This window comes from Antarcticibacterium flavum (assembly GCF_006159205.1).
GTDB classification, from domain to species: domain Bacteria; phylum Bacteroidota; class Bacteroidia; order Flavobacteriales; family Flavobacteriaceae; genus Gillisia; species Gillisia flava.
In genome coordinates this window covers 2,242,251-2,255,661 of record NZ_CP040812.1, presented here as the reverse complement: position 1 = coordinate 2,255,661, position 13,411 = coordinate 2,242,251, and the positions used below count along the sequence as shown (strand labels likewise).

Annotated in this window: 11 protein-coding genes; 9 read left to right on the top strand and 2 right to left on the bottom strand. The window is 39.5% G+C overall.

Translation table 11 applies throughout. The features are described 5' to 3' along the window. The first annotated feature begins 367 nt into the window (after window positions 1–367). From FHG64_RS09550 to FHG64_RS09535, 4 genes are all read left to right on the top strand, one after another. Window positions 368–2,047 carry a glutamine--tRNA ligase/YqeY domain fusion protein gene (locus tag FHG64_RS09550; protein WP_139066188.1) on the top strand — a complete coding sequence of 560 codons (1,680 nt, stop codon included), beginning with the start codon at window positions 368–370 and terminating at the stop codon, window positions 2,045–2,047. Between the two features lie 121 nt (window positions 2,048–2,168). Further along, window positions 2,169–2,579 carry a YtxH domain-containing protein gene (locus tag FHG64_RS09545; RefSeq protein WP_139066187.1) on the top strand — a complete coding sequence of 137 codons (411 nt, stop codon included), beginning with the start codon at window positions 2,169–2,171 and terminating at the stop codon, window positions 2,577–2,579. A 3-nt stretch (window positions 2,580–2,582) separates the two neighbouring features. Further along, on the top strand, window positions 2,583–2,933 hold the full coding sequence (locus FHG64_RS09540) for a phage holin family protein (protein WP_139066186.1): 351 nt from the start codon (window positions 2,583–2,585) through the stop codon (window positions 2,931–2,933). Between the two features lie 9 nt (window positions 2,934–2,942). Further along, window positions 2,943–3,167: a DUF6327 family protein gene (locus FHG64_RS09535; RefSeq protein ID WP_139066185.1), complete on the top strand. Its 225-nt coding sequence runs from the start codon at window positions 2,943–2,945 to the stop codon at window positions 3,165–3,167. Between the two features lie 77 nt (window positions 3,168–3,244). On the opposite strand, the gene FHG64_RS09530 is transcribed toward FHG64_RS09535, so the two are convergent. Further along, window positions 3,245–4,219 carry an SPFH domain-containing protein gene (locus FHG64_RS09530; RefSeq protein ID WP_139066184.1) on the bottom strand — a complete coding sequence of 325 codons (975 nt, stop codon included), beginning with the start codon at window positions 4,217–4,219 and terminating at the stop codon, window positions 3,245–3,247. 75 nt (window positions 4,220–4,294) lie between these two features. On the opposite strand from FHG64_RS09530, the gene FHG64_RS09525 reads away from it, so the two are divergent. Then, the gene (locus FHG64_RS09525; protein WP_139066183.1) at window positions 4,295–4,969 is read left to right on the top strand and encodes an outer membrane beta-barrel protein; all 675 of its coding nucleotides are present in this window, start codon (window positions 4,295–4,297) and stop codon (window positions 4,967–4,969) included. Here the strand turns inward: FHG64_RS09525 and gltX are convergent. After that, window positions 4,966–6,483: a glutamate--tRNA ligase gene (gene gltX, locus FHG64_RS09520; RefSeq protein WP_139067942.1), complete on the bottom strand. Its 1,518-nt coding sequence runs from the start codon at window positions 6,481–6,483 to the stop codon at window positions 4,966–4,968. The genes FHG64_RS09525 and gltX overlap by 4 nt on opposite strands. A 337-nt stretch (window positions 6,484–6,820) precedes the next feature. Here gltX and FHG64_RS09515 point away from each other — a divergent pair, with 337 nt between their 5' ends. The 4 genes from FHG64_RS09515 to FHG64_RS09500 all read left to right on the top strand — a co-directional run bounded on the left by FHG64_RS09515 (window position 6,821) and on the right by FHG64_RS09500 (window position 13,351). After that, window positions 6,821–10,126: a coiled-coil domain-containing protein gene (locus tag FHG64_RS09515; protein ID WP_139066182.1), complete on the top strand. Its 3,306-nt coding sequence runs from the start codon at window positions 6,821–6,823 to the stop codon at window positions 10,124–10,126. Continuing rightward, window positions 10,107–10,538 carry an rRNA maturation RNase YbeY gene (gene ybeY / locus FHG64_RS09510; protein ID WP_139066181.1) on the top strand — a complete coding sequence of 144 codons (432 nt, stop codon included), beginning with the start codon at window positions 10,107–10,109 and terminating at the stop codon, window positions 10,536–10,538. Before FHG64_RS09515 ends, ybeY begins: the two co-directional genes overlap by 20 nt. Window positions 10,539–10,554: 16 nt before the next feature. Then, the gene (gene mnmG, locus FHG64_RS09505) at window positions 10,555–12,426 is read left to right on the top strand and encodes a tRNA uridine-5-carboxymethylaminomethyl(34) synthesis enzyme MnmG (protein WP_139066180.1); all 1,872 of its coding nucleotides are present in this window, start codon (window positions 10,555–10,557) and stop codon (window positions 12,424–12,426) included. 61 nt (window positions 12,427–12,487) lie between these two features. Beyond that, complete coding sequence (locus FHG64_RS09500; RefSeq protein ID WP_246054057.1) at window positions 12,488–13,351, top strand: class I SAM-dependent methyltransferase; 864 nt, start codon at window positions 12,488–12,490, stop codon at window positions 13,349–13,351. Window positions 13,352–13,411: the final 60 nt, after the last annotated feature.

Sequence of the window (13,411 nt, the reverse complement as noted above, 5' to 3'; positions counted from 1 at the left end):
ATACTGGAAATAATGGGGTAGTAAAAATTAGCTTCCAGCCGTAAATTCATATATTTTTCTCCTTTCCCTGCTTCTCCTTGGCGATCCCTTGGTGTCCCATTAATATAATGTGAATTTAAGCCAGGACTTATATATAGTTTGAGATAATGTCAATCAGAAATCTGGGGTGATTTTGAATCTAAAATAGTTTGGGTAATTCCACCTTTTTTTGAGAATTGGGTAAAGCGCTGTTTTGCATTGACGTGGATTTGAGTCTGGGTTCTATATTCTAGCAGAGAAAGGGGCCTAGTCTCTTTAACCGGACAACAATGGTTGGCGTTCTTATTTTTGGTAACTTTGCAGGATATTTTTTGATTATAAAAAGATTATGGCCGAAGTAAAGAAATCACTCAATTTCATTGAGCAGATCATAGAAGAAGATCTAAAGAACGATTATAAAAGAGAAGACCTCAAATTCCGTTTTCCACCCGAGCCCAATGGCTATTTACACATAGGACATGCCTCTTCCATTTGCCTTAATTTTGGACTTGGTGAAAAATACAATGCCCCTGTTAACCTTCGGTTTGATGATACCAATCCTATTAAGGAAGAGCAGGAGTATGTAGACGCTATTAAGGAAGATGTATTATGGCTGGGCTTTAAATGGGAAAAAGAGTGTTATGCTTCAGATTATTTTCAGCAATTATACGATTGGGCTGTTGAATTGATAAAAAATGGCTATGCTTATGTAGATAGCCAGGCTTCAGCAGTGATCGCCGAACAAAAAGGAACTCCAACCCAACCGGGAAAAAACAGTCCGTACAGAGATCGCTCTGTTGAAGAGAACCTCGAACTTTTTGAGAAAATGAAAAATGGGGAAACTACTGAAGGGGCCCATGTGCTGCGGGCTAAGATAGATATGGCTTCCCCAAATATGCTTATGAGGGATCCAATTATGTACAGGAGCCTTCATAAAAAACATCACAGGACCGGCAATGACTGGAATATTTATCCAATGTATGACTGGGCTCACGGGGAGAGTGATTTTATAGAAAATATTTCACATTCCTTTTGTACCCTGGAATTTCTTCCTCACCGTGAATTATATAACTGGTTCCTGGAAAAGGTGAGTAGGGAAGGCGAATTTTTACCTAAGCAAAGAGAATTTGCAAGGCGTAATTTAAGCCATACAATCGTGAGCAAGCGTAAATTACTTCACCTGGTGGAAAAAGAGATCGTAGCTTCCTGGGATGATCCAAGAATGCCCACCATAAGTGGTCTTAGAAGAAGAGGATATACTCCCGCTTCTATAAGGAAGTTTGCAGAAACTATTGGGATCGCTAAGAGAGAAAATGTTATCGATGTTTCCCTTTTGGAATTTTGTATAAGGGAAGATCTAAATAAAACTGCACCACGGGTCATGGGGGTGCTTGATCCCGTTAAACTTGTAATAACCAATTATGCTGAAGGTAAGGAAGAATGGCTCGAAACAGAGAATAATCCTGAGGATGAGGAAAGCGGTACAAGGGAAATTCCATTTTCTAGAGAACTTTATATTGAAAGAGAAGATTTTAAAGAAGAGGCAAACCGTAAATTCTTTAGACTAAGCCTTGGAAAAGAAGTGAGGTTAAAAAGTGCTTATATTATTAAAGCTGAAGAGGTTGTAAAGGATGAAAATGGAGAGATAATAGAGATACATTGTACTTATGATCCAAAAAGCAAGAGTGGGAGCGGGACAGAGGAATCCCTGCGGAAGGTAAAAGGTACCCTTCACTGGGTGTCAGTCCCACATTCTGTTGAAGCAGAGATAAGGCTTTATGACAGGCTTTTTACTGAAGAGACCCCAGATGCCGATAAGGAAAGGGATTTCACCGATTTTATTAACCCCGATTCCTTAAAGATAATCAGGGGCTTTGTGGAACCCGGCCTTAAAAATGCAGGTGTGGCAGATAAGTTCCAATTCCAGCGCATAGGATATTTTTGTGTTGATAAAGAGAGTAGCAAAGACAATCTTATATTTAACCGTACGGTTACACTTAGAGACTCGTGGGCTAAGAAAGGCCAGTAAAATAAGGGCTTTTAAGAATATTTTGGCAAAGCATATTAACATATTAACCGGTTATTAACAGGGACAGGCTGCAGTTTAAAGTATATTTGATAGAATATTTAACTAATAAAATTAAATTATTATGGCAAATACTGGAAGCACATTACTGGCTTTAATAACTGGTGCCGCGATTGGTGCCGCAGCTGGATTGTTATATGCACCCGATAGCGGTGAAAAAACCCGCAAAAAATTGAGTGAAGATGCCCGTAAGGCGCAGGATCAATTCAATAAAAAATATCAGGAAACCAGTTCAAATTTAACAACCAAGGCTAAAAAAGCCCGTACGGATTTTGAGACCAGGCTGGAAGAGACATTATCTTCTGCAAGCTATAAGGCCGATGAGATCCTTGCTGCTATGGAAACAAAGCTGGAAGAGTTGCGCAAGCAAAATGCCAAATTACAGCGAGATGCTAAAGCTGATTCCGGAGAGACCACCAGAGAACAAACCGGCGGTAAAACAGGAAACCAAACAACAGGAAAAGCGGTAATATAACAAATGGCTTTTGAGAAACTAACCAACAGTATTAATGATCTAAAAGAGAATATACAGGCTTTTAAACAAAGTAGTGCAGAGTACTATAAGTTAAGCCTGTATAAAGGCATTGTAAAAGGTGCTATCTCTGCCGTCAATGCGGTGTTGATTGGTTTTTTTGGGCTTTTTGCTTTGTTGTTCCTTTCTATTGCAGTAGCGGTCTACTTAAGTAATCTCCTGGATTCACCTAGCGCAGGTTACTTTATAGTAGGTGGTTTCTATCTGCTTCTCCTTATCCTTATCTTGGTTATAGGAAGAAAGTATATCAAGAAGACCATTCTCATTAAGTCTTCCAGAAGTTTCTTTAACGACTAAGCCTATATTATGAAACAATACAGCTCATTCGAAGAAATTGACCGGGACCTTAAGATCCTTAAACTGCAAAATGAAATAGACAAGGAAGAGATCAAATTAAGCATACAGGAGACAAAGGATAATATGTCTCCTCTTTCCCTTGCAGGAAGCCTTATAACCTCTGCAGTAAAAAAAGCCATCGCACTTAAAGCGATAGCCAAGCTGTGGGGAAAAAAGCTTAAAGACAAAAAATAAAACAGCCGGGAGCTTTTTAATATATTCCATTGTATATGGAAATATCTAAAAACTCCCGGCATTTTTATACCTATAGATTAAATATCCTTATCCCTGTTATCGTCTTTTTTTCTTGGCTTTCTAACCATTCCTGCTTTTTCATTCTTTTCTCTCATAGCTTCCCCTATTTGATTGGAAGCAGTAAATGAAGCTATCATATTGTTCAACATATCACTGCCCGCCTGGGGTGAGTTTGGAAGCAGGATAAGGTTCGTATTGGTTTCTTCTCCTATAGCCTGTAAGGTGTCGTAATGCTGGGTAACCACAATCAAGGCTGAGGCCTCCTGGGAATTGATCCCTACTTTATTCAGGACATCCACACTCTCTTCGAGTCCCCTTGCTATCTCGCGTCGCTGGTCGGCTATACCCTGCCCCTGTAATCTTTTGCTCTCTGCCTCTGCACGTGCTTTAGCTACGATCTTAATTCTTTCAGCTTCTGCCACATACTCTGCAGCCACTTTCTCGCGTTCTGCTGCATTTATTCGGTTCATGGCACTCTTTACCTGTGCATCTGGATCAATGTCTGTTACAAGCGTTTTAATGATGTCATAACCATAGTCAGACATCGCCTGGTTCAATTCTCTTTTGACTGCAACAGCTATATCATCCTTTCTCTCAAATACATCATCCAGTTTCATTTTTGGAACTTCTGCACGTACCACATCAAATACATAAGAGGTAATTTGATCATGTGGGCTTTCCAATTTATAAAAAGCATCATAAACATTGGTTTTGATAACCTGGAACTGTACAGAGATCTTCAGCTTCACAAAAACATCATCCTTTGTTTTGGTCTCTACAAGTACATCCAGTTGTTGTACTTTTAAATTGATCCTGCCGGCAATTTGATCTATTATGGGGATCTTAAAATGCAATCCCGAATTGCGTATACTCATAAATTTCCCGAACCGCTCAAGTACTGCAGAACTTTGTTGTCTAACCGTGAAAATCCCCGAGAATAGTATTATCAAAGCCAATACTATAAAAATGGGAAGGAGAACATAACCTATCATATTTTTTGCTTAAAAATTAAGAACTTCAAGATACTGATAAAATAGCTACTTTTATCTTTTATAAACTTTTGAAATATGATGCTGAAAAGAAGTCTTTTTCTATTGGCCTTTTTCCTGATTTTCGGGGAGGCCTTTTCTCAAAAAAGATATCCCAAGGATGTTTATAATACCCTGGGAATACAAGCAGGCATCAATTATGGAGGACTTAGCAGTGACAATTTAAGTTTGTCTCCCGGGGTGGGTTTTTCTGCCGGCCTGTCGACCCGCGCAAATGTTTACAATAATTTTCTTTTTTTATATGGTATTAAATACTTTCAATATAACACAGGAATAGACGTAAGGCAAGAGGGGAGGAGTGAACTTTCACAAATTAATTTGAGGACCAATGGTGTACAACTTAACTTCTTTGGAGGGCATAAAATAATAGGGGACCACCTAAGTATTGAAGCCGGTCCTGTAATACAGATCAATAGTAAATTATTGACAAATGAGGGCTATGAGAATGCTATGGTTGACGGGTATCTTTTAACTGCTGAAAGCCTTGAGGACATTTCAAAGATCAATTTTGCTCTTGCCGGGCAGGTCTCAGCAGGACTTCGCCGATTAAAAGTATGGGCTCAATACCAGTATGGTTTGTCCAACATGTTCAGAAATCTCGAGCCTGAAGAGGAAGGAGGAAACGGTTCCCGGGTCACAGACCTACAGGGGGTAGTAAGACTTGCTACCGCGGGAATCGTATTTTATTTTTAACCTAAAGTATTTTTAGCAAATTCCAGCCTTCGTACTGTTTCCAGTTTTCCAATTAAAACTGCGATCTCAAAAACATCGGGGCCCTGCATGGCTCCAACCAGGGAAAGGCGCAGGGGCTGCATAACCTTTCCAAAGCCTATATTATTAGCTGTGATCCATCCTTTGATCTCCTCCTGCAAATTTTCTGTAGTATAAGGTTCTGTTTCAGAGACTTTTTCAATAAGTTCGTCAATGATCTCTCCTGTATCTTCTTTCCAAACCTTTTTAGCCGCTTTTTCTTCAAAACTTTCCGGGGCCTTAAAGAAATAGCTTCCCAAATCCCAAAGATCATCCACAAAAACAGCCCGTTCCTTGAGAAGGGATACGATCCTGGTAGTATAATCAACATCTGTCCTTACACCTTTTTCTGCAAGAATGGTCATAAAGTGTGCTGCAAGGGTTTCATCCCTTTGTAACTGGAAATAATGCTGCTGGAACCATTTGGTCTTTTCGGGGTCAAATTTGGCACCAGATTTATGTACCCGTTCCAGTTCAAAAGCTGCTACAAGTTCTTCCAGGTTGAAAAACTCCTGTTCAGTCCCGGGGTTCCATCCAAGGAAGCTTAGCATATTCACAACAGCTTCAGGAAGGTAATTTTCCTCACGGTATCCTACCGATATTTCTCCTGTCTTTGGATCTTTCCACTCCAGCGGGAATACCGGGAAGCCCATTTTATCTCCATCCCTTTTGCTAAGTTTTCCTTTACCCTGTGGTTTTAGGATAAGTGGTAAATGTGCAAATTTGGGGATTTGCCAGTTAAAGGCTTTATATAGTAAAACGTGTAGAGCTAGAGAGGGAAGCCATTCTTCTCCACGAATCACGTGGGTGATCTCCATAAGGTGGTCATCAACAATATTAGCCAGGTGATAAGTAGGCATCCCGTCACTTTTGAAAAGCACCTTATCATCCAGGATATTTGTATCAATCTCCATCTCCCCCCTTATTTCATCCTGTAATTGCAGGGTTTCTCCTTCTGGTGACTTAAATCTTATTACATAAGGTTCATTAGCCTGTAATTTTTTATCTGTCTTTTCTTTAGAGAGGGCAAGGGAGTTCTCCAGCTTTAGCCGGTTATGCCAGTTATATATGAATGTTTTACCTTTTTCCTCGTGATCCCTGCGATGATCATCCAATGCTTCAGCAGTATCAAATGCATAGTACGCATTGCCACTGGCTATAAGTTCATCGGCATATTTCCTGTAAAGATTTGCCCGGTCACTTTGGCGGTAAGGCCCATATTTTCCTTCCTTGCCGGGACCTTCGTCAAATGGGATCCTGCACCAGTTTAAGGATTCAATGATATAATCTTCAGCTCCTTCCACAAATCGGTTTTGGTCTGTATCCTCAATGCGCAAAATGAAATCTCCATTATGCTTCTTTGCAAACAGGTAATTATATAATGCGGTCCTTACGCCTCCTATATGTAAAGGCCCTGTGGGGCTGGGTGCAAACCTTACTCGTACTTTAGCTGCCATAGAATCTAATTTTAAAGCAAAGGTAATAGATAATTTTTCGATAAGCCATTTTATGTAAGTGGCATACTGCTTTTCGAATTTTGCCATTCTTATCCTAAGTCACATTTCAAATTCTTCCGGGGAGTGGGGGAGGGTTCTAGTTTGAGGAAATTAAGTTCTCTGCGTGTCCTGGATTTAGGAATGACTACAATTTGAATTTGTTTTCATAACCTCCTGCAGGGATTGATTCCTATTTTAAAACTGAAACAGAATGATTTATAATATCTTATATACTTGTAAACCTGAAACTAATAAAAGAAATTTGTAGTTTTAGTACCATATACGAAGAGGGAAAAGAATGGAGGATTTTAATTACATAAAAAAGCAGCTTGCGGCCTTTACAAGAAAGTATTATCTCAATGAATTATTGAAGGGAGCCATTCTGTTTTTTTCTATTTGGCTGTTATATTTCCTTCTTGTTTTATTTATCGAATATTTCTTCTGGCTTTCGCCTCCCAATCGCAGTATCTTATTTTGGGCTTTTATAGCAGTCTCTGTAGCATTGTTGATCAAGTTCATCGTCGTACCCCTTTCAAAATTATTTAAACTTTCCCGGGGGATTAATGAACTGGAGGCTTCCCGGATCATAGGAAAACATTTCCCGGAGGTTAATGACAAACTTCTTAATGTATTGCAATTGCAGCAGTCTGGAGAACATTCTGATCTTTTACTCGCAGGAATAGCTCAAAAATCAAAGGAATTAAAGCCTGTACCCTTTAAAACAGCGGTTACCTACAGGAGTAGTTACCGCTACTTTAAATACGCTGCCTTTCCAATTATTATTATTCTTGCTGTGATCATTACGGGAAACCAGGCGGTTTTTTCTGAAAGTTATTCCAGGGTCATCCACTATAAAACTGCCTACGAACCACCGGCACCTTTTAATTTCAATCTTCAAACAGATGTACTTCAAGTGGAAGAGGGTAATAGTTTTCCCCTTACTGTATCCACACAAGGCACTATGGTGCCTGAAACAGTTACTATTCATTTTAATAATGAAACTTATTTCCTCCGGACCCTGGAGAATGGTATGTATGATTTTGTTTTTCAGGGTGTTAAGGAAGATGTTGACTTTTATCTAAGTGCAAACGGAGTAAGAAGCCATACCTATACCCTGGAAGTCCTGGAGGTGCCCCGCCTGCTTGAATTTAAATTAAGGATGGAATATCCGGGATATCTTAAAAGATCTTCTGAAATTAAAAAAGGCAGCGGAAATGTAATTGTGCCAGAGGGAACTAATATCACCTGGGAACTGGATACAAGATCAACAAATGAAGTAATCTTCAGTACCAGGGACACTGCTGAAAGTTTTAGACGGGAGGGATCAAAATTCAGTTTTACATCAAGCTTTTTCAACAATACAAAATACCAGGTTACGACGTCCAATGAGAAACTAAGAGATTATGAATCGCTCGATTATTCTATAGAAGTTATAAAAGATGAATTTCCTCAAATTGAAATTCAGCACAAAAGAGATAGTATTAATAATGGGGAACTTTATTTTTTTGGAAAAATAAGCGACGACCATGCGGTTGCCGGTTTGAACATGGTTTATTATAAGGGAACAACAGGGGAAGAGGCGGCAAACAGGACTGCTATTCCTGTAAGCAGGGAAGTTTACAATGAATTTTTCTATAGTTTTCCTGGTGATTTGAATCTTGAGAAAGGGGAAAATTACAGCATTTATTTTGAGGTTTACGATAATGATGGCGTAAATGGCGCAAAACGGAGCAGGAGTGAAACTTTTAGTTATAGGGAGAAAGCAGAAGAAGAGATACGGGAGGAGAAAATTAAACAACAGGGAGAGTCTATTAATAATCTATCCCAAAGCCTTGAAAGAATTCAACTTTCAGAAAAGGAACTGGAGGAAATCTCACGTCTTCAAAAGGAAAAGGAAGAGTTAAATTTCAATGACCGTAAAAAACTGGAAAATTTCCTTGAAAGGCAGAAAAGCCAAAATGAAATGATGAAAGACTATTCCCAAAAATTAAAGGAAAGTTTACAACAGGAAGGACAGGAAGATAAAGGTGAATTCAAGAAACAGCTGGATGAAAGATTACAGCGCAATGAGGAAAGGTTAAAGGAAAATGAAGATTTGCTGGAGGAGTTGCAGGAGTATGCCGATAAGATTAACAGGGAAGAACTTTCTGAAAAACTGGAGAAACTTTCCAAGCAAAACACAAATAAACAAAAGAGCCTGGAACAATTACTGGAATTAACAAAGAGATACTACGTACAGGAGAAGACCCAAAAGATTGCCCGGGATCTCGAAAAACTGGGGGAGAAACAAGAGGGAATGGCTGCAGAAGATTCCACCAATACCGTTGAAAAGCAGGAAGAATTAAACAGGGATTTCGAAGAGGTTATCGAGAAAATTGAGGATGTTGAAAAGGAGAATGCAAGTCTTAAAAAACCCTATGATCTGGAAAGGGATATCGAGGAAGAAAAAGAGATAAGTGAGAAGCAGGAGAGTGCGGGTGAACAACTAAAGGAAGAAAACAAAGAGGGTGCCAGGCAGGAACAGAAAAAAGCAGGAGAGATGATGAAGAAGATGGCAAAGAAAATGCAACAGGCGCAAATGAGTGCTCAGGGAGAACAGTTAAATGCCAATATCGAAAGCCTGAGACAAATTCTTAGTAATTTAATGGTTTTCTCTTTCGAGCAGGAAGAGCTATTATTAAATTTTAGAAAACTTAGGCCTAATGACGCCTCTTATGCCGGTGCGCTTAGAAAACAACAAGTTCTTAAAGAGCATTTCCAGCACGTGGATGACAGCCTTTTTGCCCTTGCGATGAACAACCCTATGATATCTGATAAGATCACCACTAAGCTCACAGATATTGAATTTGATATTGATAAATCCCTTGATCGTTTAGCACAAAATGAAATTCCGCAGGGAACTGCGAGCCAGCAATATGTTATGACCGGCACCAATGAACTTGCTTTGATGTTAAGTGATGTGCTTGGGAATATGCAGGAGATGGCCAACCCCAGTATGTCACCCGGTGGCGGGGGAGAGGAACAGCAATTGAGTGATATTATCATGACCCAGGAGGAGTTAAAAAAGCAAATGCAGGAGGGTTTGAATGAGCAGGAGCAACAACAGGGGCAGGAGGGTGAAGAAGGGGAAGAACCCCAGGAAAGAGAGGGAGGTAGTGAAAGTCGTGAAGGTGGTTCGGGACAGCAGGAAGAAATGAGTGGAAAGCTCTTTGAGATCTTTAAACAACAACAGCTACTAAAACAGCAACTTGAAAATAGATTAAAAGAAGCACAGGGGGATACCCAACAAGGTGAACTTTTACAGGAAATGGAACAGGTTGAAAAGGATATATTGAATAAAGGCTTTAATGCTCAAACTCTCGAAAGAATGAACAGGATCATTCATAAAATGCTGGAATTAGAACAGGCAACTTTTGAACAGGAAGAGGATGAGGAAAGATCTTCAAGGACTAATACCACCAATTTTGAGAACACGGCTAAGGATCAAAATCTTAAAGCCCGGGAATATTTTAATTCAACCGAGATTTTAAACAGACAAACCTTACCTTTGCGGCAAATTTATAAAGCTAAAGTAAAGCAGTATTTTGAAGCCGTCGAAAATTAATTTTTATTCCGAAAATTCTTTCAACCTTGAAGCACAGGAAAAATATGCCGGCTGGATTGAGCGGGTCATATCTTCTGAAGGGAAAAAGCTGGAAGAGATAAGCTACATCTTTTGTGATGATGAATACCTCCTTAAACTTAATGAGGAGTATCTTCATCATGACACATATACCGATATTATAACCTTCGATTATTCTGTAGGAAAAATATTGCAAGGTGATATTTATATTAGCACCGAAAGGGTTGATGAAAATGCGCGGGAATATAATGTTAGTTTCGAAGAAGAATTGCGACGGGTAATAATACACGGGGTTTTACACCTCGCAGGTTATAAAGATAAGACAGAGGAAGAATCCTCTTTGATGAGAGAAAAGGAAGAGGAAAAAATGAAATTGTTCCACGTGGAACAATGATAAGAATTTGAGATATATGTTTGATAAAGTTTATGACGTAATAGTAGTAGGTGGTGGCCATGCTGGTAGTGAAGCAGCTGCTGCCGCTGCCAATATGGGTTGTTCCACCCTTCTTGTTACTATGAACCTTCAAAATATTGCCCAAATGAGCTGCAACCCGGCTATGGGTGGAATCGCAAAGGGACAGATCGTAAGAGAGATCGATGCCTTGGGGGGTTATAGTGGTTTGGTGAGTGATACCAGTGCTATTCAATTCAAGATGCTTAATAAATCAAAAGGTCCTGCCATGTGGAGCCCGAGAGTTCAAAGCGACAGGATGATGTTTGCCGAACATTGGAGGCTTAGATTGGAGCAAACCCCTAATCTGGATTTCTATCAGGAAATGGTTGCCGGTTTAATTGTAGAGGGGGAGAGTATAAAAGGAGTAAAGACATCCCTTGGTCTTGAAATAAAAGGGCGAACTGTTGTGCTTACAAACGGTACCTTTTTGAACGGACTCATTCATATTGGTGATAAAAGTTTTGGTGGAGGACGTTCCGGCGAAAGAGCTGCGACCGGTATAACAGAGGAACTTGTTCAATTAGGTTTTGAAGCCGGGAGAATGAAAACAGGAACCCCGCCGCGGGTGGACGGTAGATCTCTTGATTTTTCAAAAATGGTGGAGCAACCGGGAGATGATGTGCCTTCCAAATTTTCTTATTTGGATGAAACTAAACCTTTGTCAAGACAAAGGTCTTGCCATATGACTTATACCTCCCCGGTTGTGCATGATCTATTGAAGGAAGGATTTGAACGCTCTCCTATGTTCAACGGCAGGATTAAAAGTATTGGTCCGCGATATTGTCCTTCTATAGAAGATAAGATCAACAGATTTGCTGATAAGGACAGGCATCAACTTTTTGTGGAGCCTGAAGGTTGGAATACCGTCGAATATTATGTCAATGGCTTTTCAACTTCGCTGCCCGAGGATGTACAATTTAAAGCACTAAGGTCTGTTGAAGGATTTGAGAATGTGAAATTTTTTAGGCCAGGCTATGCGATCGAATATGATTATTTTCCACCAACGCAATTAAAACATACCCTGGAGACAAAACTCGTAGAGGGATTATATTTTGCAGGACAAATAAATGGAACTACAGGGTATGAAGAAGCAGCATCGCAAGGATTAATGGCAGGACTAAATGCAGCTTTAAAAGTGCAGGAAAAAGATCCATTTATTTTGAAAAGGGATGAAGCATATATTGGGGTGCTGGTGGATGACCTTATCACAAAAGGAACAGAAGAGCCTTACAGGATGTTTACCTCCAGGGCAGAATACAGGACCTTGTTGAGACAGGATAATGCCGATTTTAGGCTAACGCAAAAATCCTTTGAAATTGGATTGGCCAAAGAATCGAGGATGAGAAAGATGGAAGAGAAGAAGGAGAAATCTCTAAAATTCGTAAAGTTTTTAAAAGAAACAAGTGTTTTGCCTGAAGATTCGAATCCTGTTTTAGAGGACAAGGATTCTTCAAAAATGAAGCAAAGCGATAAGATCTTTAAGATCTTCTCCAGGCCGAATATTACAATGGAAGATGTGAGAAAATTTCCGGGCGTTAACGAATTCATTGAAGAAAACCAGTTGAATGAGGAAATGCTGGAGCAAACTGAAATTCAGGTTAAATATTCGGGTTATATCGATAAGGAAAAAAATAATGCTGACAAACTTCACAGGCTGGAGGAGGTGAAGATTCCCGGTAATTTTGATTATTCAAAAATCAAGTCAATGTCTTTTGAGGCACGGGAAAAATTGAACAAGATTCAACCCGTAACAGTTTCGCAGGCATCACGAATTAGCGGTGTGAGTCCAAGTGATATTTCAGTGCTGTTGGTTTATATGGGAAGATAATGTTTCACGTGGAACATCGGGATATTTTTGTAATTTAACAAGGTGAAATTTAAGCTCTTCCGTGAAAAATAAAATAGAGAACCCTTCTTTACAAGAGTATCATATTTGTAAAGATCATACAGTAACGGGTAGGTCTTTTAGGTTGCTCTATGACCAGGAAAAAGACATGTTGATCACATCTCCAAAACCTACTGTTGAAGAATTACCTTTTTATTATCAGAGTGAAGATTATATCTCCCATACCGATTCCAGGAAAACCTTAACCGACAAAATTTACCAGCAGGTGAAAAAATTCATGCTGGTCAAAAAAATTAAATGGATAGATAAAAAATTTCCGGAGCGGGGAAGGATTTTAGATATTGGAGCAGGAACCGGGGACTTTTTGCTGGAGGCAAAAAAAAGGGGGTGGAAGGTAAACGGAATTGAACCAAATATAAAAGCCCGGGAGCTCGCCCTTGAGAAAGGAGTTAAGATAGATAAGGATGCGGGAAATTTTAAATCGGGAAAGTTTGATGTCATCACCATGTGGCATGTTCTTGAACACGTCCCCGATCTTAGAGCACAGGTCATAGAAGTGGAACATTTGCTAAAAAAGGGAGGTCTTTTGATAATAGCCGTTCCTAACTTTAAAAGTTATGATGCATCTTACTATAAAGAAGATTGGGCAGCTTTTGATGTGCCCCGACATTTATGGCATTTTTCCCAAAACAGTTTTAAACATCTTTTTAGCGGTACTGGTTTTAAACAATCTGATTTTCGCCCATTGATGTTTGACTCATTTTATGTGAGCCTGCTCTCAGAAAAAAATAGGACAGGTAAAACAAATTACCTGAGAGCTGCCTTCATTGGTTTAAAATCTAATTTCAAGGCCAGGTTCACATCTGAGTATTCTTCTATCGCCTATTTCTTCAGAAAACTAGGCTGAAAACGATTTTAAAGCTTTTTAAGGGCTTTTCTCTTCCTATAAAAGGAAAGGCTATTCCAT